Origin of the sequence: Arthrobacter antibioticus, assembly GCF_030063205.1 — a bacterium.
In the GTDB taxonomy this organism is placed as follows: Bacteria; Actinomycetota; Actinomycetes; order Actinomycetales; family Micrococcaceae; genus Specibacter.
The window spans coordinates 26,962-51,262 of the sequence record NZ_JASISQ010000009.1 but is presented as its reverse complement, the minus strand read 5'-3'; the positions used below and the strand labels follow the sequence as shown (position 1 = coordinate 51,262).

Genomic DNA, 24,301 nt, shown 5'->3' with positions numbered 1-24,301 from the left:
GGCCAGTGATGTGCCTGTTGGTTTTGCCGGATTCAGCGTTGATTCATTCACTCCGGATGAAGCCCAAATGACGTTGGTTCTTGCTGTGGCGGGATCTTCTACGGGATATGTGGGCTTCCCTTCCACTCTTCTCTGGGTAGACGGAGATTGGAAAATTAAACTCCTCGACGACGGCTCACTATTTGCTGGCGCAGCTAGCAAACCTGTTGCTGGGCAATTCATCCCATGGGGTGGTAGCAATGGCGTGCAATAAATTCGACGTGGTTTGCAAAGGAAAAGAGGATCTGGAGAACGCCATTACGGGTGCGATTGATTCTGGTGCCCAAGATATGGGCAAGATCATGATGACTGCGTGGGATTCGGTGATGAAGTCTTTTCTGACTTCATGGCTTGATGTTGGTTTGATGGTGCAGTTGGATGCGGGTTCGGTGCCGTGGCTGACTCAACAACTGCATACGTTTAGCGTCTTCTTCGCTGTTATCGGGGTCATGATCGCGTGTATCTGGACGATGGTTCATGCACGTGGGGATAAGGCTATCCAAGTCAGTAAATCCCTATTCCGGGTCTTCCTGGTCACCACATTAGGAACGGTTCTTATCCAGGTGGTTCTGGCCGCTGGGGATTCATTCTCCACGTGGGTCCTTGAGAGCGCTGGAATTTCCTCTGACGGTTACGAAGTTATTGGTTACGCCGCCGGGCTGGCTCCTGGCATAGCTATCATCGCCGGAATATTCGGTGTGATAGCAACACTGTTTCAGTGGGGCATCATGATGGTTCGTGCCGTTGTTCTGCCCTTATTGGTGGCTGTCTGGCCGCTCTCGGCGGCTGCCTCGATGGTTCAAGGTGGGGAAGAAACCTTTTCAAAAGTCACTAAATGGCTGGTTGCTTTCTTGCTCTACAAACCGGTAGCGGCCATCGTTTATGCCTTCGCGTGGAAGATGAAATCCGGGGATGACGGTGTAGGCGGGGTCATCAGTGGAATGTTGCTTTTGGTGTTAGCCGTCGCGGCGCTTCCTGCCTTGATGAAACTTGTTTCCCCCGGTACAACGGCCCTTGGTGGGGCTGCTGGTGGCGGAATGGCGATGGCTGCTGGTGCCGCTGTCGTTAGTGCCGGTGTTGCTGTAGGTGCCGCTGTTGTCACTGGCGGGTCTAGTGCTGGCGCTACGGCCGGTAGCGCGGGAACTACGGCAGCTTCTACTAGCACTACGACTGCCTCGACAGCTCAAGGCACTGGCACGGCCATGACTGAGGGCGGTGCCGCAACCACTGGTAGCAGTCCTGCCTCCAATACAGGATCTTCGGCACTCGGTTCTGATTCTTCTAGCCCCTCGGGCCCACAGGGTGAGGGCGGTGCTGACGGTAGCGACGGTTCTGGGACCGCTGGCGATTCTGGTCCTTCTGGTTCCTCAGCACCAGGCAGTGGAGAGGGTGGTTCTAGTTCTAGCGGTGGAAGTTCCGCTGAGGGATCTTCTGGTAGTCGGTCTGGTTTACAGGCCGGGGCTCAATCACTGGGCGGCACTGTCGCTGATGGTGGAAAAGACTCTGATGGAACGGATGTGATTGGCGAATGAGCGAGAACGTAGGCCAAGAGAAATTTGGTAACTGGCTTGAACCCTCTTCTCCGGGGATGTTTGGCCTGAGTTTGGGTGCGTTGATTGTTGCTGGCGTTGGCCTTGTTTTCACGCTGCTGTGCCTGATGAAAAGTCTCTACCTTCCCGCGTTAGTCATTGTGGCTATTACTGCTGCGGTGGTGTTGTTCGGGTTGGTGAAGTGGTTCGGTGCCACCCTGCTTTCCCGGCTCACCGATAAGGCATCCTTGGCGCTGCGCCGGGTCAACGGTGAAACGTTCTACGTAACCGGGGCTTTATCCACGTTGCCTCATGAGGATTTAGAGCGTTTACCTGGTGCGTTGGTGAACGTTGATACCGTCTCGGGTAGGGATGGTTTAGGCCGTCCGTATTCATTGCTGCATCATAAATCTGTTCACCAGATCGCCGCCGTGTTTGGTTGCTCTCCGGATGGTTCGGCTATGCAGGAACAAGGGGTGGTGAATGCTCAAGTTGGTCACTTCGGTGCGTGGGTTTCTTCCCTGAGTGTTGAGGATGGTCTGAGTGGGGCAACGATTGTTGTTGACTCAGCCTCGGAATCCTCCGCTGGGACGTGCGCGGCCGTCCGTGACGCGGTATCCCCGCATGCCCCGGCCTTTGCTAAAGAGGTCCTTGACGCCGCTGTCGGTACGTTGCCAGCGCGCACCTCGGTGTTGAATGTGTACTCCACTTTGGTGTGGGACGTTGAAGCCCTTGGGGGTAAGGGTGATGATATTTCCTCACCCGTTGCTGAAATCGCTTCGCGTTTACCCAGCCATACCCAGCTCCTTGACGCTGCCGGTGCCGGTGCCCCTAAACCGCTAGTGGAAGCTGAACTATCCCATATTGCCCAGTTGGCGTATCAGCCAGGGCGGGATCAAGAACTGGCCTTGGATGCGCTGCAGGGCCGTCAATCGGAGAGTAAATGGGCCCATGCCGGTCCTAGTTTCTTCGATGACTCACGCGGCCGTGTGGTCTTCCATGATGGGGTCGCCTCGATGACGTTGATGATGACGATTCCTCCCGGCGCCCACATCACGGCGAAGTCCTTTGATCGCTTGTTCGGACCGAACGCTAAGTTCCTACGTAAGCGGGTCCTGATCACCTACCGTCCGGTGGATGGGGGAGTGGCCGCTAAAACGGTGGACCGTTTAGCGAAAACCGCTGATTGGCGGATCAGTACCCGTAAGGGCCGGCCAACGACCTTTGATGCAGCCCGGAAAGCTATAGCCGTTAAAACCGAATCAGACTTGCAAAAGGGTGCACGGTTGGCGATGTTCTCCATCATGGTCACGGTCACGTTCGCCCCAGATAAGAAGTCGTACGGGGAGGCGTTGAATCAGGTGAAGTCGTTGATGAATACGTTGATTATGCCGTACCGCTTTGTGGAACATGCTGGCTCGGCCGCGTTCCACACCACACTGCCCTTTGGTGTGTTGCCGTGGAAGTACAGTTCCAAGCCGTTGTGGATGGAAGGGGTTCTCTGATGGGAATTTTCAGCAACATCATCAAGCACCATAAGACCTCTCGCGGGTTGACTGGTCTAGGTGGAGGCCGGTGGGGGAAAGTTCCTCAACCGCCCCAGTGGTATTCATCCTCTACGCAGCTGTGCGGGATTTACCCTTTCTCCGCTGGTACCTCCCGCCCGAACGTGGGGACACCCTTGGGCCGGGATATGAACGTCAATACTGCTGTGTGTGGGGATATGAAGACCTGGTACGACGCCGGTCTGATTTCTTCCCCGTCGATGATGCTCTTTGGCCTCAATGGCAACGGTAAATCCAGTATGGCTTTGCGGTTCATGTATTCCATGGCTGCACGCGGGATTATCCCGGCAGCTTTTGACCCGATCAAGAATGAGTACGGGGAGGCCATTGAAGCAATCGGTGGGAACCGTTTCAGTTTCGGCCCCGGTAAGCCCGATCATATTAACGGCCTTGACCTAGGTTCCCTCGGTGATGCTGCCGCCGAGATTGGCGGTGAAATTGGGGACCAACTTTACGCCTTAGCTATTGATAAAGCGGTAGATACGGTGATCTTGTTTACCCAGATCAACCGTGGCTCGAACAAACCACTCTCCGATATTGAAGAAACTGTTCTAGAGGAACTGGTCAAGGTCGTCATTCACACAGTCAAAGATCCGTGGATGCCGGATCTTCTACAAGCCTTTGACCACGTTCCCCCAGACGTGCTGGAAATTTCTGGTTGTGACACTGCTACTGCGTTCCATGCAGAATTCAAGGGACTCGGCCAGTCTCTGCAAGCCCTCATCAAGGGCCGCATGGGCGCGCTGCTGCTAGGGCGTAAGAGCGTGCGGATACCTTTGGGCAATCCGGGCGGGTTCTGCTTCGATACCTCATCCATCCCCGAATCAAACTCTAAAATGCTTTCAGCGGCGATGCTGGGCACATGGAATATTGGCTTCTCTGCCATGGATGCCCACTGGGAACTAGCCGAATTTGAGCGACGTAAAGCGGCCGAAGCGGCCGCTTGCGGGGACTTCTACGAACCTAAAATGCGTTGGGGTTCCTACTTCGCTATTCAGGACGAATTTTGGTACCCCATGCGTGCCTGTGAAGGCATCATTGACCGCGCTGACCGGGTAGGACGCACGAACCGTGGCCAAGGGGTCAGCGAGCTAAAAATTACTCACAGCCCCAAAGATTTCCTGTCCCTACCCAACGCTAAAGATCGAGAGACAGCGAAAGGTTTCGCCCAGCGTTGCGGGATGCTGGGCCTGATGGCCCTCACCCTTGATGACCTGGACGCTCTGAGCGCTGTTCAACCCTTAAACGCTCGTGAAGTCGCCACCGTTGCCGGTTTCAACGTTCCCCCCTCATGGGCTCAAAAACCCGCCGCTGATGGAAGCCCGACACCTCCACCAGGGGCGGGAAAGATCCTGCTGAAAGTTCCGGGACGAGTCGGCATTGCTGTGCAGATGACCTTGACTCAGATTGAGGATGAAAAACACGTCACGGACGCTCGAAGCCGTATCTCTACTACCCCGGAAAGTTTGGTGGCCTAAATGGGTGCCCCAACACGCGCACGCTACCTTCGCCGTCGTGATCGTGCCACGACGATTCTCATTTCCATCGTCGTTGCTATCGCTCTTTCGATTACTGCCGGTTTCTCCCTCGGACAGTGGTTCCGCACGAGTGTGTGGGCCTCTCCGGCCGCCGTCATTCTCACCCTGACCAAAAAAGAGGCGACGTGGACACCGCTGTATTTGATCGGCATGGGCGTGGCCGCGTTACTCGTTCTTCTTCTTGTTTTTGCAGGCATGTTCGTGTGGCGGAAAATGGGGGGCAGGTCTGCGTGGGTAGATTCCGCGGCACCTCATATGGCTTCAGTTTCGGAAGTGAAGTCGTTGACGCAGAAGTCGGCCCAAGCCACGGCAAAGCGTTTGGGTGGTGGTACAGAGGGTTTCGTGGGTCTTCCCCTCGGGGCGCTTTTACCGGCAGGGAAGATGCTTTATACCTCTTTAGAAGATGTGGGATTGTTGTTCGCTGGCCCTCGTACGGGTAAGTCTTCCTGCTTCGGCATCCCGCACATTCTGGATGCCACCGGGCCGGTGTTGGTCACTGAGAATAAGCGTGGGCTTCACGATCACACTCGGGGCGTCAGAGAGGGTGTTGGAAAGGTCTTCGTCTTTGACCCGCAGGCGATTGTGGGGGAATCAGCGGATTGGTGGTTCAATCCCTTGGCGCCGGTCACCGATGAATCTAAGGCTTATGATTTGGCCGAGTTGTTCGCCAAGGCCGAGATGGAGGCGGTGTCATCCTCGGCTAACGGAGGGTTCTTTGAAGAACGAGCCACGACGTTGCTACGCGGATTGTTCTTAGCCGCAGCGATCAGCCAAGGCCAAGCACTGCCACACAAGACAGGGGAGGCAGGGCCGAAGTATTGGCTCCGTGATGTTCAAGAATGGATAGCCGCTCCCGAAGCAGAAGCGCCGATGGCGGTGGAACTGCTCGATGGCACCATGTACAAGGAAGTCTTGAATGAGCTGATCGGTATTTACAACGCGGCCCCGCAGGAACGCTCCGGTGTTTTCTCCACCGCCCAGGTCATGACGAAAAGCCTATCCAACCGCCAAATTGCCAGTTGGGTGAATCCTGCCGCCGGTGAAGAGAACGGTGCGGGCCGGAGGCTCTTTGACCCGGTGAAGTTCTTGGAAGGCTCTAATACGCTCTACAGCCTTTCCAAAGATGGTTCAGGTTCAGCCAAGGCGTTGGTCACCGCACTCACGGTGGCGGTCTGTGATGCTGGGGAGTTCAAAGCCTCCACCCTTCCTGGGGGCCGGCTAAAAACGCCCTTGGTGGTGGTTCTGGATGAAGCGGCCAACGTGTGCCGGTGGCCGAAACTTCCCAAGTTGTACTCCCATTACGGATCGCGCGGGATTCTCATCGACACGTTTCTCCAGTCCTACCCGCAAGGCGAAGGTGTGTGGGGCAAGGCAGGAATGGATGCCCTTTTGGAGGCTGCGAACTGGGTGGCTTACGCAGGAGGGAACAAGCCCGGACATCTTCTGTCCTTGTTCTCTGATGCTATCGGTGACTACTACTACTCGACCCTGGGTTCCCCGGGATCCCAGGGAATGCCGCGCGGGCCTCGCCAGGAACAAAAAGATAAGGTCTTTGATCCGGCAGAGCTCTCTGCGCTTCCCAAGGGACGGGCAGTGTTGCTCTCCTCGGGGAACCGGGCTGCGCTGCTGCGGACTGTGCCGTGGATGGTGACTAAGCATCAAGAAGGAATCCGGGCATCGTTGAAGAAGTACGATCCGCAGGCAGAAAACACCATCAAGGAAGCCACTGAATCTATAGAAGCTATGCGTCGTGATCCTGACGCCGTAGCCGGGGTAGCGGCATGAGTGAAGCATTCGATGAGGAAACCGGGGAAGTGATCGACGATGGGGGCTCACAGGACGGTGAAGAAGCTCAAGCGGCAGAACCCAAACACCAAGACGTGTACGAGTTCTTTGAACGCACTTACAGCCCCTATTACGAACTGGCTGACGCCAGGATGAGCGCTTTGAAACGCGATAGTCCACTCATGTCGTGGTGTGATCAGTGGTGGCTCCACAAGTCCGTCGTGGGGCGCATGGTCGCGGCCTGGTATGCCTGGGAAGACGCCTTCGCTGCCGGGGGAGGGGCAATGTCCTCTTGGATACTCGAACACGCGGACCGGCACTACGACCGGGTCATGTCCGAAGAAGGACCCTTCAGAAAATGCAAAAGCGGTCACACCGACGACCTCGACGAGTACCGGACCATTGCTGCACCCGACTCACTCAGGTTGCATGACGAAGCTAAAGCCGACCATGACATCGGGACGCAACAATGAGGACTTGGAACAGCAAGCAGCAGTGGCGTGCGATTACTGTCACCGCCAGCGGACAAGCTTTTATCATGAAGAAGATCTCGCGGCTGAACGCCCACACACACATTCTCTAGCAACGAGTAAAGGAGTCAGCCATGTCAGAAATGAAGAATCAGGAAGCTTCAGAGGCCCGCCTCGTTCTTCCAAGAATCGCCAATGTATTCCACGTACCAGGAGCGCCCGAAGGTGCCACTCGAGCAACTCTGATCGCTCTGGAAGCGGAGGCAATTCGGTTCCGTGTCATCGCCCTTAATGAACACGACGTCCCTGATCTAGGGTGGGATCAGTTTGCTGGGCCCGACCAGAACGTTCAATGGCCAGTCGTGGAGATCAGCTCGACCCTCGACTTTGACTATGTGCCTCTCGACGTGTGGTCCGGCCATCAGCCAGAGAAAATCATCGAGTGGGGCCAGAAGATGGTGACCATCGAAGAAGAAGAAATTGAGGATGCGGCCAAATTCATCCTCCACGCGATGGGTTCCAACCTCGAGGAATCTAACCAAGTAGCAAACGTTCGTCGAGCGGTTGAGGCCGAGAAGATGGTTGAGCGGTGCCTGGACCCCAACTCAACGCTACCCACAGCTGCAACCTCCCTGCTTCCGATCCACAGACTCGTTGTTTCACACCGTGGAAACCCGCAAGAAGTCATTGCCGATCCGCAGCTAGAACAGGCACTAGACGCGATGCTGCAGAACCAGCAGTTTGGCTTGTCCGACGGCGACGGTAATCCCCTCATCACGGCAAGGGAGGTTGTTTCTTTCATGCGAGGTACCCTCGCTGGCCAGGCTGGACTTCTTGCCCAGGACAGGGCAGCCGCAGTGGCCAGCGGAGCTGCTAAGGCTGCGGAGCTGGGCACGGAGATGCACTTTGGTGTGGAGGGACACAGCAAAGAGGACAACGCGCGCAGGCTGGAGGCTGCACAAGCCGTCCAGGCTGTCTTGATGCGCGACGGACTTGATGACCCCACTGAGCCGTTCGCCCTAACCTCTGTTATCGAGCATGGCGGGAACTTGTCAGAAGTAGTCAACGACCCGGGCTTATACGAAGACCTCCGCGAGAATTTGAACCTCCCCTTCGTTCAAGCAGCGACAGTCGAGGAGAAGTCCATCGACTACTTGGACCGTGGGACCAATCAGGTCTACTTCGACTCGGTAGTTTCATCGTTGAAACTGAAAGAACAGTACAGGACCGACAAAGTTCTCCAAAAGGCCATGCAAGCTGCATCCTTCGCATCCTCCCAGCATCAATTTCCGGTGGCCCACGCCGCAGCAGGTAAAGGAAAGACTGCCACCACGACCCGCGGCAGCGCTCCGGAACAGCGCCAGCGCCAACAACCCGGCCTGGCGAGATAGCCTGCCTGCCGTTCACATTCGGATAGCCGTTTAGGGAACGCCTCATATGCGGCAATGATAGACACGGTACAAATGGTGTACAAAAACCAAGGAGTTCTTCATGGCATTACCTGCTGGCCCCGCCGTCACGGCGCACGCCTCAGCTACTACTAACGATGGGCACAGCAGGGCCGCTGCTGTCGTCACTGTCACTGCCAGCTCGGCGGCCGTTGTTAACGCCTCAGTCACTGCCGACTATGAGACATCCCCTACACCCGAACAGAGGAAGAAAGTTCGGAAGAACACGATAATTCTTATCGCTGCTTTCGTTGTCCTTTTCATCCTCGCCTCAGCTCCCATCTGGCCTTTCGGAGTAACTTTCGTGGGGGCAACGTGTGTTGCAATCGGAGGGTTTGTGTCCATCAGACACCGCCTGATGGAGGAAAGTAACGTGCCGTTGAAAGACGACTATAAGAACTTTCCACTCGCGTGGGTGGGTGTCGGTGGTGTGCTGGTCGCCGCCGACACATTTGCACCTGCGTGGTCGATCATCACGGCATGGTTTGCCTCTTACTTCGGATAGAACATTTGCTGTGGCACGCAAAGAGCGGCCTTCGGCGATAGATTCGGAGCCGCTCTTTCTTTTCTACACTCTGCAGTGTCACCGTGCACCCCGTTCTGGTGCTGGACGCTGCGGCGCTTTGGCCGGGCCGGTGGTCCTGGTGGGGGTTGGTGGTGTGCGGTCCCTTTTCGCGGCTTTGTCGGGTTGGGGCCGTGGTGAGCTGTATTGGTTTTGCGCGAAGGCTTTCGCTTCCATTGCTTTGGCCAGCATCCTTTCCTCGGCTGTTTGGGGCTGCTGAGGTTCTGCAGGCGGGGTTTGAGCGGGTGCTTTCTCAGGTTCGAGGGATGCTTTGAGTTTGGCGTCGAGGTCTCTGCTGGTCTCGCGTGCTTGTACCAGCTCGTTCTCGTATTTGAAAGGCCGCGCTAGTTGTTCCTCCGCTTCCACGACGGCCAGTTGTTCGTTGGCTATCGTGGTTTGGAGCTTTTGGGCTATGTCGGGGATGGATGAGACCCGGTTTTCCAGTCGTGTAATGAGGCCAGCCCCGCTCTCCATGATTTCCCTACGCGCCAGAACAAGGCCGGTGTCTGGTACGCCTTTCGCTTCGATGAGCAGGTCTTGGTACTCACCGAGGCGGGATTGGTGGAAGGCGTTAGAGACGACGAGTTCGTGGCCACCAAGGGTGGCCACGGTGCCGTAGTCCTTGGGAGTACGGCCATAGTTCCCGTAGTCGGTGGTGTTGTCCTTCGTCCATTGGTACAGCGCTGCCAGGGCGTCGGTGCGTTTGTCCACTGTGCCGCTGGCAAAGCGCATTGTGAAAGCGTCGCCGTTGGTGGGAGTCACTAGCGGGATGGCTGCCAGCACGGCGGGCAGTTTCCGCTCGGCCGTCTCAATACTGGTGAGGGATCGCGATTTGGCCCAGCGGACATTGGTGTGTGTTTGTTCGTGGCTGCGCTTGAGGCGTTCGAACCTGGTCCGTGTGGCGTCGGCTTCGATCTTTTCCATCAGCAGTGGGTTCCCGCTGGTGACTGCTTTGATCTGTGCCGCGTTCAGTGCTTGGTCGCCTACATCTTCAATCTCTCGCACGTCCAGGCTGCCACGTAAGACTTGGTTGATCATGGTGGCTTTGCGTTGGATACCGTCCCACGCGGCACTATCTTGGCTGCCGACGGTGGCGTACTGGTAGATGTTGACCTCGGCGTTGCCGTTGCCTTGGCGGATGATCCGTCCGTCGCGTTGAGTCAAGTCTGCCGGTCGCCAGGGACAGGTGACGTGGTGGAGCGCTTTGGCGCGCAGCTGCACGTTCGTCCCGGTGCCCATTTTCTTCGTGGACCCAAGCAACACGGCAACCTCGCCGGTGCGGCACTTTTCAAACAGGGCCCCTTTTTGTTCGGGCTTAGGGAAGTCATGGACGAACTGGACTTGCTCGGGCTGGATGCCACCAGCAATGAGCTGGTTTTTGATCTGTTGGTAGGGAGTCCAAACAGGTCTGCCGTCCGGGTCCTTCTTATCTGAGGGTGTTCCTTCGTCGCAGAACACCAATTGCAATGCCCCGCGCCTCTCCGAGATGACCTCGGATTTGTCGTCGATCGTGTATTGGTTTTCTCGGTTGGCTTCCCAGACTTTGAGGATCTTGTCCGTGACCAGATCAAGTTTCGTGGTCGAGGTCGGTTCGATGCCAACCATGCGCATGTCCAGGGCAGCCTTGCGGCCCTCCCCGTAGATAGTTAGTGCGTTGTCCTCACCCTTTTGCGACCAGCCGCTGAGGCTGTCCAGCCTTTTCCCTAACGCTTCCATATACTGGCCAAGTTCAGCTGGGCGGGGCAGGAGAACTAGCTCGGGCTGGCGCGCCCCGTCGCTCTCGCGTGGTGCCAGGGCCGGGGTGGGGAGGTTGAGGTCTTCGGCCAGTTTCACGTCTGCGAAAACATGAAAGGTGCGCAGCATTTCGGGGACGTTTTTGAACTTGGCGAATCGGGCCTTGTTCTTTAATCGACCTCCGGCGTCCATTTCAATGGCCGTCACGGTTTCACCGAAGGTTGCCCCCCACACGTCGAAGTTATCCACACCAGCTGCTCGGAGCAGATCGGGGCGAAGGAATCTTTGCACCACATGTGCTTCGGTGAGGGAGTTGGCAATCGGAGTTCCGGTGGCCATGGTGCCGACTCGTTCACCATGGGTGGAGCGCAAGTATTCCAATTTCAGGTGCATATCGGTGGCTCGTTCAGAACCATCAATCGCTGCGCCCTTGATATTGGTAACGGTGCGCAGATTCTTAAAGTCGTGGGCTTCATCCACAAACAAATAGTCCACGCCCATATCTTCAAAGCACAGGCCTGGGTCCGGGGCGGCTCCCATGAGCTTCTTCATGCGCTCTTCTTCGGCCTGCAGTTTCGTTTCGAGCTTCTTCACTGTCGTCCGGTCTTCGCCGGCGTCCAGTGCGTTGTTGATCGTTTGGCGAACGTCGCTGATCAACGTGTCTTGGTAGGCCTCGATCGTTACAGGGCGCACACCAATACTCTCGAAAGCGGTCTGGGTCATAATGATGCCATCCCAGTCATTGGCTGCTGCCCGGGCAACGAATTGTTGCCTACGGTTGGTGTTGCTGCCCTTGGTGCTGAGGTCGTCGGTGGCCGCCGACAGCAGAACAGCTTGTGGATACAGTTCTAGCCATTCACGAGTGAATTGTTCGAGCATGTGCCCAGGCACCACGATGAGTGGCTTGTTCACCATGCCCAGACGTTTGAGTTCCATGGCCCCCATGACCATCTCCGCCGTTTTTCCGGCCCCTACTTCATGGAAGAGACCGACCGTTGGTTCGGAAATGATGCGTGCCACTGCGGTGCGCTGGTGCGGGTAAGGCTTAAAGGACGTTGCAAGCCCCGGCAGAGTGAGCCGTTGGCCTTCTTGGGTGTAATCACGCAGGGCAATGGAATTGAAGCGCTTGTTGTACTCACCAATGAGCTGGTTGGCACGTTCAGGCTCTTCCCACACCCACTCGGCAAAGCGCTCCTGAAGCTGATTCGCGGCTTCATTGGCGGCTTCGGTTTCCTCCATATTGGCAACGAGCTTGCCCTCGTCGTCCTTGTCTTCGACTTGAATCGTCTTCTGCTCCAAGATGGTCTGCAGCAGGTCAGGGGCAGGCCTGCGGCTGGTGCCCCACTCACTGGTCGCTTTCAGCGTTCCCCTGTTGGCTTTCACCCTCCAAATCCCGCTACCCATCCCCGTTACAGTCGCTGAGGGATCATTGAGGATCTCGCGCACGAATGCTTGGTGATGCTCGGGGCTGACCCACACCGCGCCCAGACGCGCTTCAACATCGTCCATGCCTACTGGTGTTGGTTGCACCTTTTCCAGTGACGCGACGTTGGTATTCCACTGCGGGTCTTTGCTCGCTGCCTCGCGCGCTTCCTCCAACTTGATACGCACATTCCCGGAAAGGTACTCCGGTGCTGTAACAAGTTTGCTGCTGGCAGGGTCGTCAAAGACGAGTGTGCCCAGCTGCACGCGGGCTTCGTCCGGGGTGCTGCCAACAAGGTCGGCAATGGTCTCTAGGTCTGGGACGCCTACGGTGTCCAGGCAAATGGCCAGGGCTTCATCAATGTTCTCTGCCCCTCGGATGGGCTTGCGCACCTGCACCTGTCGGTGCTGGAGCAGCCCACCAGGTGAGGCTTGCTGCGTCTCATCACGAAAGCTTTCTAGGGCACCGGGCAGGCTACCGAACGGATCTACCCTGCGCAGAGTTGCTACTGCGGTGGGAGTATTGCGGGATGTGCTCACGTCACCGGTTTTGGCGTTGGTGCGTTCGGTGAGTGTGTAGCGGTTGACTGGGCCGTATTTCTCAAAATAAACAGAATAGGCTCGCGCTAGGTCCTCACGTTTTACCGCGAGGTCGGGTGTGTCTTCCTGATCGGCGGCTTCTAGCTCCATCAAGGTCCGTGCACCATCACGCAAGCCCAGAAGTTGGCGCAGCTCGGCGGCGTGCGCCTTTGCGAACTTGAAGGGAACATAGCTGTTGTTTTCTACAATGGTGAACGTGCCGTCGCGTTCTGCCTTGAGCGTGCCATCCCACACGTCCTGACTAGTACTGAGTAGTGCTGCGGGCTGCACGCTGTGGGCTTGTTGGCTGGGGGTGAAAGCCCTGTCTTCGGCCAACGCTTCCGCGGTGATGTGTTCCAGTCGTGTCCCCAGCAGTGCGGGGACTTCCAACAATTCGCCTTCGGCTTTGACGGTCACGGTTCCTGGGCCATACATGCCTGTGCCCACGGTGATCGTGCCGAGTACGTTTTGCGGGTGGGTGTCGTAGTAGTTATTGATCTTGATGTTCGTTCCATCGACGATCTTTGGCCCCACGGTTTCCCAATCCGTGTTGGCCGGCTCCCGTCCTGATTCGCGCTTGCGAAACAGCAGAACGTCAGTGAGGGCGTCCGTGCCGGCTGCTCGGCGGTGTGCTGCCGTGGGAAGTCTTACCGCTCCTACGAGGTCGGCCATGGCGCTCATTTCACGCCGCGCGGAGGGGTTGGCCGCATCCAGGGTAAAGCTGGAGGACAGGACGACCACATAGCCGCCGGGCTTGACCGCTTCAAGGGATTTGATGATGAAGTGGTTGTGCATCGAGTGCTTGCCAGCATTAAACGACGGGTCAAGAAGCGAGTTTTTACCGAAAGGGACATTGCCTACGGCCAGATCGAAGCTGTTGCGTTGGATGGGCGTATCCGCAAACGACTCGTTGCGGATCGTGGCCTCTGGATACAGTGCCTGGGAGATGGAGGCCGTCAGCGGGTCCAGCTCCACACCGGTCAGGGACGCCCCTGTGGGGGCCATGCCAATGAACGTTCCTGATCCCGACCCAGGTTCCAGCACGTCTCCGCTGGTGAAGCCTAAGTTCTCTACCGCCCGCCACATTTGCTGGACAATGGCCGCATCCGTGTAGTGGGCATTGATGGTGGTGCGAGAGGCTGCGCTGTATTCCTTCTCCGTCAGCACCTCTCGAAGCTTGGCTCGCTCATCAGCCCAATCGGCCTTGTCGAAAAGCTGGGGCACCGCTCCCCAACTCGACCACTTCGCCAAGCTGCGCTGTTCATCAGGCGTAGCAATTCGTTGCTCTGCCTCAAGCAAGCGAACGATCCGAATCGCCTCATAATTGGATTCGAACCGGGACTTCTTGCCTGAGGGTGCCAGATCATCCTGGCTCAGCGGCCGGAAAGACTGCCCTTGCCCCGGTGGGGTCTGTGAGCGCTGATCCGCTGCGGTGGCCGGTTCCTCGTTTAGCTCTCTTTCTTGTCCGGCAGCGGATTGTTCTCCATGATCTCCGGTTCCGGGGGAATCGAGCCGTAAATCATCTCCTGGTACACGATCTCCCGCGCCCTGAACCGTGCCATGTTCGAGAGTCCCACGAACTCCATCGCTGTCTGCTCCTCGGTCCTTTGAGGTAGCAGTCCTTCGGTCGTCTGCCAGATTTGTTCCTGTATCTGTTGCCCCAAGGTCGAAAAGTACTCCTCGGGATTCTGAATCTGGGAGAACGTCTCCGGGTCGTGGTTCTTCATAGTGTCCATGGCGTGTTGCCCGTGCGTGTTCATTTCGCTGCTCCTCCGGCTCTGACCACAACGAGTCCAAACTCATTTGGCCATCCATTAAGTACTTAGACTTCTTCGCCACGCCAGGTTCCCCTATTCGATGGATACTCTCGTACCACCGTAATAGAGTGCCGAGGCATTGTGTTTTATTCTTTCTTCTTTAGTCCTTCCTCGCGCAGCGACTTGCGTTCTCTGGCAAGCTCACGCACTACGGTCGACTCACTAACCCCTATCAGGGCAGCGATGTCCTTGATGGTCCTTTTCTTAGCTCTCATCTGATGCGCCGTGGCCGCTTTGTCAGGGGTCATCTTCGTCGGCCTCCCACCAACACGACCCCGTGCTTTGGCAGCCTGCAGACCTTCCAGAGTCCTCTCCCGCAGCCGGTTTCGCTCGTACTCAGCCAGAGCCGAGAAAATCTGGAAGATCATCAACCCATGAGAAGTAGACGTATCCAAGTAGGGCTCGTTCAGGGAACGCAGCCCTATCTCTCTTTCCGCCAGCAAGGTCACAATCGAGGCGAGGTCGGCCGCACTGCGGCCAAGCCTTGTCAAGTCATTAACCAGCAATACATTGCCCGGCTGCAAATACGCCAAGCAGTCCACCCACCCGGGTCGTTCCATGGTCGCTCCCGAGGCGTGGTCGCTGTAGACCTTGATCGCACCGGCCTTCTCCAAAGCGTCGGTCTGCGCATCGAGAGATTGCGCCGTGGTGCTGACCCTCGCGTAACCCACCAAATTCATGCTTCTCCTCCCCAGTCACAAACGAATGGTCCAAGACTTTTGAATGCTTCCCACCTACTTAGTCCAACAATAGATTACGGAGTTGAGTTATGACAAGTAAAAGTCATGGAAAAACTGGCCACACACAAACTTTTGTGACTGGGCGGCCCAGTTTAATCGTCAGCCTTGCTGGACTGTCTTAAACGGTCGTTAGAGTTCATTCGACCATGGTATTGGGGAAGCCATGCACCGTCGAGGATGGCCATATTGCCTATCCGTAACCCGCATGGATGGAATCGGCCGAGTAGCTATCAACTGACTGTGATCGAACTCGCAGTCTTTAAGTGTGAATGCTACTCATAGACTGTCGCCAGCTTGGATGAATAAAACGAACAATGGGTGGTGACTACTGAAAATAGCGATGAATTCGACGACGTCGAACGTTCCGCTCTGATTGAGTTCGGCAAACATCTGCGGACGATGAGGGAAAGCAAGGGTCTCTCCCAAGATGCTCTCTCCCATGAAGCCGGGCTTCACCGCACATACGTAGGCGCGGTTGAACGGGGCGAACGTAACCCCACGTTTATCTCCCTTCGAAAGTACGCAAAGGGGCTGGGGCTCCCCCTCGAAGACCTTACGAGGGGTTTCTGATGCTGAGCGTTGATTCGATCCGCGAAAACATTGCACGAGACCTAGTGCCCTTATATGGGGCAGTCGCCGAAGCAGAGTCCCCCTATTTCTATCCGCCTGATCTGCTCGAGGCGCATCTAAAATCGAGACTGTTGGGAAGCCGGGAGTTCGCGAATTTGGCTGTCCGGACACGGTCTAAACGAGCCAAAGAGCGTATCTGCGACCTCCTGGGCTATCGAATTCCAAAGTCGTTTCAGAAGACCCAACCCCGACTTCAGCATCCCAACATCGACGTTTATGTCCAAAAGTCCAACAATCTCCAAGTGTGGAACGAAGAGTTGGACGCATCGCGGCGGTATGTAATTATCGGTTTGGACATGGATGAGACCGTATCTGGGCTGAAGGTAATCGCTGGTGCCGACTTGGTCGCGTTCGATACGACTGGAACCTTGACCAAGAAGTTTCAAGCGTCGCGCCGCATAAATAGCGGGTCAAAGCTAGTTAACGAAGCTGATACCGCGGCATTTACGAACTTGCTAGGTATTTGCCGCGAGTCTGAGCTTCTCAGCGGTATCTCTCCTGTGGCCATGCCCGCTGACGGTAAAACCTTGACGATCGAGGCGGTGCATGAAGCGTTACTCCCTATCGTAGGTATGACGTTCACGGATCCGGGGATGATTCAAGAACGCAATCGCGGGGCGGTAATCCACCGAGAGGCGTGTCTCCGTCTGGGACTGAGCGGCTATGCCGATCACGGCCAATTCCCGGACATTCTGTCTCAGGTATTGGAGGTGAAATTGCAGTTGGCGCGGACGGTGGATCTAGGCCTTGAGCTGCCCAGTGCTCTCACGCCGATAGCTTCCCTTGAGGGAAAGCTAACCGCCGCGGATGTCAGATATTCACTTTTTTATGGAGAGCGTGATCCTGATGGGCTGACCTTCACCATTACTGCTTTGGTCACTACGTCGGGTGCGCGCTTCTTTGATGAGTTTCAGCAGTTCGGCGGCAATGTCTCAAACTCAAAATTACAACTAAGACTTCCCAGCGACTTCTTTCTAAACTAGAAAAGTGTCTCTGAGGCCAACTCCACTTGCCGAGTTACTGCAAACGCAGCGTACACCTCTGCATCGAGCTCAGCCAGTTCAGTTGCGTTCGGAGGCAGATCTGACGTTGCAAACTTCGAGGCAAATTCCACTATTCGTCTAGCGTGAGCCGAATCCGGACTCGGTATAGGAAACTTGGACACGTATTGAGTAATCCAGCGACGCCGGCCTGAGTAGAGTTTGTTTCCACAGGCATGATCGTAGAAGCGAGTTGCAAGAGACGAGTTAGCGATGCCGATCATTAATAGCGCCAGGTCTTCGTCCTTAATGTCGTCCAAGCTCATCCAGTAGCAGTCGCCATTTACCACTGCCCCCGTTCGGTCTAGGGCGAACCGTGGCTCTTCACTGATGTCAGGAAAGACAATCTTAGGAATCATCCACAATGAGGGCTTCTGCGGTACCCAGATTTCGTACCATTGGCGTCCACCCTCGATGACGTATTTGCGCCCGCTGAGACGCTCATGATTTTCTTCAAGATAAGCCATGGCTTTTGGGTACTTGGTCATGTCTACGAGGGTTCGTTTAGGTACTGACAAGTCGTAGGGATACAAAACAGAGGTTGTCTTCGTACGATCAAATTTCCATGCAGGAACATTGTGGTGGGTGATAAGAGGTCGGAGCAGATCTTCCTCAGGCTGAAGCCCCTCTTCCAATTTGTCCCATTCATCTCGGATAAATACTGCATCAGCAGTCGTCTTAATTCCTACTCGTATTTTGGCTACTTCTCCAAATGTCTTCCATGTTCGAACGGTGATTCCTTTAAACCACTCGTCTTCAGCTGTATTTCCCATCGTCCATGGCTCACTGGGGGTCTTTCCGTGAACGAGAGTTCCAGATCGGACTTCAAAGGTCCGATCCTCGATTCTTGCAAAGCCGCTGGATCGCTCCGAAAGCACATCAAAATACTCACCTGCAATGACTTCCCTAGATGGAGACTCGTACGTCGATGTGTATGAGCATTCACGCTCAATACGAGGCTGTTTTTTGACAGCAATAGTAATGGCAGGAAGAACAGCGGCCTCGAATAATTTAGAATCGCCAAGGTCGTAGACTTCAACAGGCGATAAAGTGTCGCCCATAATTGCTCGCACGTTGGAGCCCGCTTTGGTTGTAAGAAACCTATTCGAGCAAAGAATACCTAGAACGCCTGTCGAGTTCAGGATCCGGGGGGAGACTGACACGAATGGGTGCGTTAGATCTATCCTCCCAGTAAGCCCGAACTTATCTGCCAATAGCTTTGCTGTCTCAGCGCCAAGTTGTTGCGTTCGCACATAAGGGGGATTGGTAATTATGGCATCGTATGCATGAAAAATTGTGTCCGAGGCGACGAGGAAGTCCGCTTCTTGAAGCTGGATGGTGATTCCTTTGGCCATCGCCCGACTATGCGCGACAGAGATTGCAGTGCCGTCCAGATCATAGCCGTGCAACGCAATCGTGACGCCCGGGTACTTTGCGCTTAGCACTTCGTGCGCCGCGAACAGTAGCTCTCCATCGCCGCAGGCAGGATCTAGGATCGAAAGGCTGCTAGGTTGATCTGGCAAATGTCCGGCAATGCGGCTTGCCAGGAAAAATGCCAGGTTCTCTGGCGTGTAGTGCTTCCCATGCCGCTTACGATCCGCGGCCACGTCGATTATTGTCAATTCAAACCTTGCTTCCTAAGTCGTTGCCCATCTTATCTGAAACGGCAGTAGCGACCGATACGGTTGTTAGCCTCGCTGACTCTTCCGGTGACCCCTAGGTCCCAAAATTCTTGGCTGTGGATTTTCTGGGGGCCTGGTCTAAAGGAAATCTTCTCGTTCTGGGCATGCGTCGGATGTGGGAGGACATGGTCTATATATCCGCGCGTCAAGCCATCGGCATTTGAATCGTCGTACGGACCATAGGCCTTGTACCAAACCTGACATCGCCAGGCAGGCCGCCATACCGATTGGTCCGTTACGGGGGCCATCCTGGATGGATGGTCAAAAACGGTCGTTTTGGAATGGGTCGTCGTATTTCTTCTGCGCCGCACACAGCTTTGGCATGGAAATCTTTAATTTTATTCACCCTTCCAACCTGACGCAGGGGCCGGCAATATTTCGAACGGTCTTGGACGCTCTAAAGACGCGCGACTCCTTTGGCGAATCAGGTGTGCGTCCAAAAACCGACGCTTCTAACCCCACCCGCCTAGCAGCATGGCCCAACCCACGTAACGATTCGACAGGCCATACTTGAACGATGATCGCCATCGTCCTGGACACAAATATCCTCCGCAAATCGCCCTACCTTTCCCGCAATGAGTGGGTGTTGTGCGCCACTCACAAGGACGAATGGAAAGTGAGAATTCTGGTCCCGGAAGTTGTGGTCATGGAAACAACCAACACCGTCACGCGGGATTGGACCACGGACAGGAACGCCTGTAGCAGGGTAAAGGTCGGGGGGTTCGGTCTACAGAAGGAAGTAGACACGATCGTTCAGGCCATCGACACTCATATCACGTCTTATGAAGATGACCTGAAAAAAAGACTGTCCGAGCTCGGGGCTGAAATACTCCCTGACCCTGCGGTCTCGCATACTGAAGTCGCTAAACGTGCAGCCAAACGCACGGCTCCCTACCAGGACAAATCCAGCAAAGACAACTATCGAGACACGATCATATGGCTATCAGTAATCGAGGCTGCTGGGAACAACCCGGAACATGAGGTGTGGTTTGTCAGCGAAAACCATGATGACTTCGGTATCAAGGGCAACAGTACTACTGACGAGGTACAGAAAGAGTTTCATCAAGGGCTCCATAAAGAGCTGGTGAGCTTGGGGCTTCAGGATCGGGTGAAGTATGCGCAGAACCTTGCTGACCTGGTGCAGCATATATCCTCTATCTACGGTCCGATAGACACCGAAGAGCTCAATGTACTGACAGCAGCGGTCCAGTACGACGAACTGAGACGTTGGCTGGACGAGAAAGTCCTCGCTATGACGATCGCTGCCAGAGATATCGCCCTTGATCCAACCGTATCTATTGCCGTGGTTAGCGAGATTCTTTCTCCCGCGTTGGAGTGGAAGTTCTCGGATGAGGCCAAGAACGGCGAAACGGAATGGACCGCAAAATATGTAGTTGATTTCCAAGCAGTAGTGCTCGGTTACTCCATCCACGCGGAAGAAAGCCGCTCAACCGACAACAAAGTACTCCGGGCTTCTGGGACAGTAACGTTCGGGAAGCAAGGAAGTGTACAGAAGTTTGAGATTGCCAAGCTGGAAGCACTTCCCGATGACCCGAACCGTTGGATGTGGGAACTGCTGGATCAAACTGGGTTTCCGGAACTAGGCGACTTTGGTCCAGCCTTGGCTGACCGACTCCGGAACGGATTCACCACACCTACTGGAACCATGGAGGCCCTACGCCGACTCGCCCAGCAAGCCAGCGGAGCCACGCTACCTCCCGGAACCATGGACGCCATCGAGACCATCCACAAGGCCCTCGATGTGGCGGAAGGCAGCGGAGAGCTAGACGAAGAAACTCCCCCAGAAGAAGATTCCGGGGAGGACCCCTCTCCCTGACAAACACCACCCAGTCTAAAGTCACGGCCCTTACTTGGGAGTGCGCAGTTTTCTTCCTCGTGGGAAGCCTGCGCCTACGCCTACGCCTTTAAGCCCTGGTAGCTCTGTTGCGTAGATGGCGGCCAGTTTCGCGTTGGCGGCGGTGGCGTGGATAGCTATGGGGTTGTTGCGTGCGTACTCGGTCAGGTGCGGGAGCAGTGCAGCTCGTAACCTTTTCCCTTGTCCTGTGCCGGGCCCTGCGCTTGCGTGGTCGCTTACGTGCCATCCTTTGCGGGTGGCGCTTATGGCGATGACGGCGTTCCGTTCGGCGCTCATGTAGTACCTCGCCCCTGGACGGTAGACCAGTGTGATCTGCAGGACGGCAAGAAGCGGGTACATGGGCCACCACATGACTGTGGAAAAAGGGAAAGGGCCCTGTCGACGACGTTGCCCTTTCCTAGTCCGTGCCAGAACCCTCGTTCCATCCACCAGAGCATACGTACGCAGTCGATAAATCGCGGCGCTGGCAACTCTCGGATGAGCGGGGGTGGCATTGTCACCGGCTGTGCTGCTTAGCTTGCGTCTGGTTCTTCTTCGGTGAGTTGGTTTTGACCTTGTTCACGGTTTTTCCCTTGCCTGCTGCAGCGTGGCTGATGGGGTGCTTCTGTTGTGATTCCGCGAACTGGCGTGCGGCGATTCCCTTCTCGGGTGCCCCAGCTGCACGCATCCTGTCTGCGAGGGCTTCTTGGCGCTCTGCTGAGTCATAAGCGGCCCCTGCGGTGACGAGGACTCGTTCGCCTTGTTGGTCGTGCTGCTCGGCTGTTTCCCTCAACGCGGATGCCTGGGTTCGCTCTTCCTGGGCTTCCGGTGTTTCGGTCAGGAACAGATCCCGATACCAAGCTTCTTCAGCGGCGGATGGGCCGTCATGGTCAACGTTTGCGGCGTGGTCATTGTCGTCTCTGGACTGCCCGAACTCATCTGCGGCTTCCCGGTTCTGAACGTCACCTTGTTCGCGGTCAACGGTGGCTGCTTCCTCTGCCCTTTTCGCTGCGGCCTCGCTTGCCTCGTAGTCGTTCAGTAGGTTACGCATCCGTGTGGCCTCTGGGTAGAAGCTAGGGAGGATGTCAGTGTGTCCTGTTTCCTTGGCCCAGCCCTGGGCTTTGGCGAGCTTGGCCAGTTCCGAGTCGAGGATGGGTGAGTCGTTGATCGCAGTCTCGTGGGCGAGTTTTTTGGCGTCGATGCCGTAGCGGGTGCTGGCCTCGGTGCGGAGGTGTTTCTCGGCGTGGGCGGCTTCTGGTGCGTGGTCTTTCCATGCCGTGGCTACACGGTAGGCGTTTATGAGTTCTCGCGGGTTCGCCGCATCCCACCATTGTTGTTCCTGGGTGGGTGCCAGCAGGGCCACGGCAGCTTGCTTTTCACTGTCGAACGCCATGTCCAGCCGTGCCGCTTCACGGCTGTTCATTTGGGACTTTTGTTCCATGTTCATCTGCCACACGCGTGCGACTTCTCGACCCAGTTGAGCGGAGATGGCCATACCGTGTTGCAGGACTTGCTCAAGGGGTGCGTCTATTTCGTCTGCTTCGTTCATGGCTGCATACCTCTCTCTGGGCCACGGTCTTTAGTCCGTGGAGTGTTGCGGATATGTCTGGACCCCGGTGGGGGTTTGCCAGCTGTGGTGTTGGTTTGCTGTTCGGCAAACAGTCGGGCCGCAATGGCTTTTTCGTCCACACCAGCTGCACGCAGTCGTGCCTCCAAAGCTTCTATCTGTTCCCCTCGAGGCATCGCCCTGCGCGCAGTTTCCGGTCGTGCCGCCAGTACTGCCGTGCCACCCTTAGCCGGCCCCTTGGCACCTGTGCGGGCCGGGAGTGGATTGATGACCCGGTAAGCATCATGCACGGTATCCAGTCGCTCTCTCAAATCGGTAGCGAGAGCTTCAGAGCGTTGCCCCCAGCCCTTCGCCTCGAACGCGCCGCCCAGCTTGGTGCCCATGTTCGCCCAGGCACGAACGACGGCCACCGCCCCTGCCCTGCGAGACATACCAATGGTTTGATGAGTACACAGGTCTGCGTACACCGCTGATGGGGGAGTGACGGCACGGACCGGCTTCTCGGTAAGTTCGGCGTGGCGTGCGAAAAGAGCTGCCGCTTCACGCAACTCTTTGGCGCTTCTATCCCCTTCATCCCCTGCGGCTACGGCCCATGCGGAGAACAAGCCGGCTCCTTCACGAGCGATCTGTGCATACTGTGCGGGATCGTTGACGTTGGCGTCAGCCAGAGTCTTCACGTAGGTGTCGAGTTCGTTGAAATACGCCCGTAGTTCGACCCCTGAAACGGCACTTCTGTCGGGAGTGGCAAAGCCACGATTCTTAGACGCGGCTGTCCATTCCGGCATCGCCTCGACAGCACTGTCCACCGGCCAGCCAGCACGCAGTGCAGGCAAGCTTAAATCTTTGGCAAGCGTTCCTCCTCCGTACCAGATGGGCCTCTCACCGTGGGTGGGTCGCATGGCGACAGAGTAGCCTGCTACTTTACCCGTTCCACCCTTGGCGAAGTATGGACGGACCAGTAAGGAATTGCCGCGTAGACGGCGAACGTACTCGGCTTCCGAACGCGATCCTGCTCCTGCTGCCCGTACCTTGAGAGCTATCTCAAAGCGGGGTTGTTCTACCAACGCTTGCTCAGCAATCAGGTGTTCGCGTGAAGTCGCATCCAGCATCGACCAGGGCACCATCCCAGCGCTCTGGTTAGCCTCGCGAGTGTGTTTGGCCATGGCACGACGACGGGCCACAGATTGCAGTTCACCCTCTGCATAGCCTCGGGTCTTCACTCCCTGTCCAAGGATGCGCAGACAGTGCTTCTTCTCGATGGTCCGCAACGTTGCAGAGCTTTTAATGAAGTCCTTATCCGCGTTCCACCACGTGCCGTCTTCACGGATCATGGAGACGGCAATGTGCACGTGGTCGTTGCCGTTGGAGGAGACGCCGTGGCGGATGGCAGTCCAGCGCATCGGCGGCTTACCGTCCGTGCCGTCCATCTCCATATCGTGCAAGTATTCACGCACCATCGTGTCCCAGAAGTCATCATCCTTGACACCCTGTGTGGGGTCCAAGGAGAGGGAGACGTGGAAGACCTGGGCACGCTTGCTGTTATCCGGGTGGTAGACCTTTTTGGGGTGGTTCATTTCATGACCCAAGGCCATGGTGATCTGGGCGTCCAGCTCCATGCCGTCGCTGACGGTGGCAATCAATTCTGAGGAACACACGACATGTATGTCGGTGTGTTCGTTGGCTCGTCCTGGGCCAGCCAAATAGCTGATGAGCCCGATCATGCGGTGACCCTTTTTGATCTTCCCAATCATCGCCCCGCCACTCCCCGCACCGTGTCATCAATGCGCAGCATGAGCTGGCGCATCGCAGCCACACTCGCGGCCGCATCGGCAGGGAAATCCCCGGTCGCGTTCGCGTGCCGAGCGATCTGATTAATGTTCGATGAGACACGCGAAAGCAGAGTCCTCACCTGTGCCAATTCCTGAATCAGAGCTTGACGGTCGGAGTGCGATTCACCCTCCCGCGACAGCGCCGACTCAACAACCAGACGAGCGACGGAAATACCGTATTGCTGAGCCCTTACTTTCAGGGCCGCTTCTTCAGCCACCGAGACCCGGTAAGTGTGTTGTTTCTTGCGTCCACCCTGGACGTCATCACGGTTGGTCTTGCCCCACGACACATCCGCGACATCAACTTCCGACAAGAATCTCACCCCTTCCATGGCCCAGCGCAGCGACTCCACACCGTGGAGACCGCAGACACCAGTCTGCCACAAACACAGGCCACCAACCAGAGTTTCAAGTAATTTGACTAGTCAAATTAGATAACTTGCTCTGCTGGATTTGGGTTTATGCTTTTC

General features: G+C 56.3%; 19 protein-coding genes. 11 read left to right on the top strand and 8 right to left on the bottom strand.

The genetic code is table 11. From position 1 onward, the window contains the following. Positions 1–10 precede the first annotated feature (10 nt). The 8 genes from QMG40_RS15665 to QMG40_RS15630 all read left to right on the top strand — a co-directional run bounded on the left by QMG40_RS15665 (position 11) and on the right by QMG40_RS15630 (position 8,879). Positions 11–253: a hypothetical protein gene (locus QMG40_RS15665; protein ID WP_283532051.1), complete on the top strand. Its 243-nt coding sequence runs from the start codon at positions 11–13 to the stop codon at positions 251–253. Further along, positions 240–1,571 carry a hypothetical protein gene (locus tag QMG40_RS15660; RefSeq protein WP_283532050.1) on the top strand — a complete coding sequence of 444 codons (1,332 nt, stop codon included), beginning with the start codon at positions 240–242 and terminating at the stop codon, positions 1,569–1,571. The genes QMG40_RS15665 and QMG40_RS15660 overlap by 14 nt, the downstream gene beginning before the upstream one ends. Next, positions 1,568–3,073 carry an SCO6880 family protein gene (locus tag QMG40_RS15655; RefSeq protein ID WP_283532049.1) on the top strand — a complete coding sequence of 502 codons (1,506 nt, stop codon included), beginning with the start codon at positions 1,568–1,570 and terminating at the stop codon, positions 3,071–3,073. The genes QMG40_RS15660 and QMG40_RS15655 overlap by 4 nt, the downstream gene beginning before the upstream one ends. Next, a complete protein-coding gene (locus tag QMG40_RS15650; RefSeq protein ID WP_283532048.1) occupies positions 3,073–4,611 on the top strand; it encodes an ATP-binding protein in 1,539 nt (512 codons plus the stop codon). Before QMG40_RS15655 ends, QMG40_RS15650 begins: the two co-directional genes overlap by 1 nt. Continuing rightward, positions 4,612–6,456: a type IV secretory system conjugative DNA transfer family protein gene (locus QMG40_RS15645; RefSeq protein WP_283532047.1), complete on the top strand. Its 1,845-nt coding sequence runs from the start codon at positions 4,612–4,614 to the stop codon at positions 6,454–6,456. Further along, entirely contained in the window at positions 6,453–6,929 is a 477-nt protein-coding gene (locus QMG40_RS15640) for a DUF4913 domain-containing protein (protein WP_283532046.1), read from the top strand. The genes QMG40_RS15645 and QMG40_RS15640 overlap by 4 nt, the downstream gene beginning before the upstream one ends. A 131-nt stretch (positions 6,930–7,060) precedes the next feature. Further along, positions 7,061–8,317, top strand: coding sequence for a hypothetical protein (locus tag QMG40_RS15635; RefSeq protein ID WP_283532045.1), 1,257 nt, complete (start codon positions 7,061–7,063; stop codon positions 8,315–8,317). Positions 8,318–8,417: 100 nt separating this feature from the next. Further along, on the top strand, positions 8,418–8,879 hold the full coding sequence (locus tag QMG40_RS15630; RefSeq protein WP_283532044.1) for a hypothetical protein: 462 nt from the start codon (positions 8,418–8,420) through the stop codon (positions 8,877–8,879). A 78-nt stretch (positions 8,880–8,957) separates the two neighbouring features. Here the strand turns inward: QMG40_RS15630 and QMG40_RS15625 are convergent, their stop codons facing one another. The 3 genes from QMG40_RS15625 to QMG40_RS15615 form a co-directional block, all read right to left on the bottom strand. Continuing rightward, complete coding sequence (locus QMG40_RS15625) at positions 8,958–13,895, bottom strand: helicase (protein WP_283532043.1); 4,938 nt, start codon at positions 13,893–13,895, stop codon at positions 8,958–8,960. A gap of 224 nt (positions 13,896–14,119) precedes the next feature. Further along, positions 14,120–14,431 (bottom strand): hypothetical protein, encoded by a 312-nt coding sequence (locus QMG40_RS15620; RefSeq protein ID WP_283532042.1) that lies wholly within the window; start codon positions 14,429–14,431, stop codon positions 14,120–14,122. A gap of 143 nt (positions 14,432–14,574) precedes the next feature. Next, the gene (locus QMG40_RS15615) at positions 14,575–15,168 is read right to left on the bottom strand and encodes a recombinase family protein (protein WP_283532041.1); all 594 of its coding nucleotides are present in this window, start codon (positions 15,166–15,168) and stop codon (positions 14,575–14,577) included. Positions 15,169–15,549: 381 nt separating this feature from the next. Between QMG40_RS15615 and QMG40_RS15610 the strand changes: the two genes are divergently transcribed. Both QMG40_RS15610 and QMG40_RS15605 read left to right on the top strand, forming a co-directional pair. Then, positions 15,550–15,798 (top strand): helix-turn-helix domain-containing protein, encoded by a 249-nt coding sequence (locus QMG40_RS15610; RefSeq protein ID WP_283532040.1) that lies wholly within the window; start codon positions 15,550–15,552, stop codon positions 15,796–15,798. Beyond that, positions 15,798–16,841, top strand: coding sequence for a hypothetical protein (locus QMG40_RS15605; protein ID WP_283532039.1), 1,044 nt, complete (start codon positions 15,798–15,800; stop codon positions 16,839–16,841). Before QMG40_RS15610 ends, QMG40_RS15605 begins: the two co-directional genes overlap by 1 nt. On the opposite strand, the gene QMG40_RS15600 is transcribed toward QMG40_RS15605, so the two are convergent. Further along, a complete protein-coding gene (locus tag QMG40_RS15600; protein ID WP_283532038.1) occupies positions 16,838–18,505 on the bottom strand; it encodes an Eco57I restriction-modification methylase domain-containing protein in 1,668 nt (555 codons plus the stop codon). The two genes, QMG40_RS15605 and QMG40_RS15600, sit on opposite strands and share 4 nt — an antisense overlap. Before the next feature lie 592 nt (positions 18,506–19,097). Between QMG40_RS15600 and QMG40_RS15595 the strand changes: the two genes are divergently transcribed. Beyond that, entirely contained in the window at positions 19,098–20,417 is a 1,320-nt protein-coding gene (locus QMG40_RS15595) for a PIN domain-containing protein (protein ID WP_283532037.1), read from the top strand. Positions 20,418–20,447: 30 nt separating this feature from the next. On the opposite strand, the gene QMG40_RS15590 is transcribed toward QMG40_RS15595, so the two are convergent. The 4 genes from QMG40_RS15590 to QMG40_RS15575 form a co-directional block, all read right to left on the bottom strand. Further along, the gene (locus QMG40_RS15590) at positions 20,448–20,795 is read right to left on the bottom strand and encodes a hypothetical protein (RefSeq protein ID WP_283532036.1); all 348 of its coding nucleotides are present in this window, start codon (positions 20,793–20,795) and stop codon (positions 20,448–20,450) included. A gap of 157 nt (positions 20,796–20,952) precedes the next feature. Then, positions 20,953–21,984 carry a hypothetical protein gene (locus QMG40_RS15585; RefSeq protein ID WP_283532035.1) on the bottom strand — a complete coding sequence of 344 codons (1,032 nt, stop codon included), beginning with the start codon at positions 21,982–21,984 and terminating at the stop codon, positions 20,953–20,955. Then, positions 21,981–23,753, bottom strand: coding sequence for a relaxase/mobilization nuclease domain-containing protein (locus QMG40_RS15580; protein WP_283532034.1), 1,773 nt, complete (start codon positions 23,751–23,753; stop codon positions 21,981–21,983). The genes QMG40_RS15585 and QMG40_RS15580 overlap by 4 nt, the downstream gene beginning before the upstream one ends. Continuing rightward, on the bottom strand, positions 23,750–24,145 hold the full coding sequence (locus tag QMG40_RS15575; RefSeq protein WP_283532032.1) for a plasmid mobilization protein: 396 nt from the start codon (positions 24,143–24,145) through the stop codon (positions 23,750–23,752). The genes QMG40_RS15580 and QMG40_RS15575 overlap by 4 nt, the downstream gene beginning before the upstream one ends. Positions 24,146–24,301: the final 156 nt, after the last annotated feature.

Bases quoted from the DNA above. Each gene is read 5' to 3' on its own strand.
- QMG40_RS15660 (WP_283532050.1), top strand. From the start codon at position 240: ATGGCGTGCAATAAATTCGACGTGGTTTGCAAAGGAAAAGAGGATCTG.
- QMG40_RS15655 (WP_283532049.1), top strand. From the start codon at position 1,568: ATGAGCGAGAACGTAGGCCAAGAGAAATTTGGTAACTGGCTTGAACCC.
- QMG40_RS15650 (WP_283532048.1), top strand. From the start codon at position 3,073: ATGGGAATTTTCAGCAACATCATCAAGCACCATAAGACCTCTCGCGGG.
- QMG40_RS15645 (WP_283532047.1), top strand. From the start codon at position 4,612: ATGGGTGCCCCAACACGCGCACGCTACCTTCGCCGTCGTGATCGTGCC.
- QMG40_RS15640 (WP_283532046.1), top strand. From the start codon at position 6,453: ATGAGTGAAGCATTCGATGAGGAAACCGGGGAAGTGATCGACGATGGG.
- QMG40_RS15635 (WP_283532045.1), top strand. From the start codon at position 7,061: ATGTCAGAAATGAAGAATCAGGAAGCTTCAGAGGCCCGCCTCGTTCTT.
- QMG40_RS15630 (WP_283532044.1), top strand. From the start codon at position 8,418: ATGGCATTACCTGCTGGCCCCGCCGTCACGGCGCACGCCTCAGCTACT.
- QMG40_RS15620 (WP_283532042.1), bottom strand. From the start codon at position 14,431: ATGAACACGCACGGGCAACACGCCATGGACACTATGAAGAACCACGAC.
- QMG40_RS15615 (WP_283532041.1), bottom strand. From the start codon at position 15,168: ATGAATTTGGTGGGTTACGCGAGGGTCAGCACCACGGCGCAATCTCTC.
- QMG40_RS15605 (WP_283532039.1), top strand. From the start codon at position 15,798: ATGCTGAGCGTTGATTCGATCCGCGAAAACATTGCACGAGACCTAGTG.
- QMG40_RS15595 (WP_283532037.1), top strand. From the start codon at position 19,098: ATGATCGCCATCGTCCTGGACACAAATATCCTCCGCAAATCGCCCTAC.
- QMG40_RS15590 (WP_283532036.1), bottom strand. From the start codon at position 20,795: ATGTACCCGCTTCTTGCCGTCCTGCAGATCACACTGGTCTACCGTCCA.
- QMG40_RS15585 (WP_283532035.1), bottom strand. From the start codon at position 21,984: ATGAACGAAGCAGACGAAATAGACGCACCCCTTGAGCAAGTCCTGCAA.
- QMG40_RS15580 (WP_283532034.1), bottom strand. From the start codon at position 23,753: ATGATTGGGAAGATCAAAAAGGGTCACCGCATGATCGGGCTCATCAGC.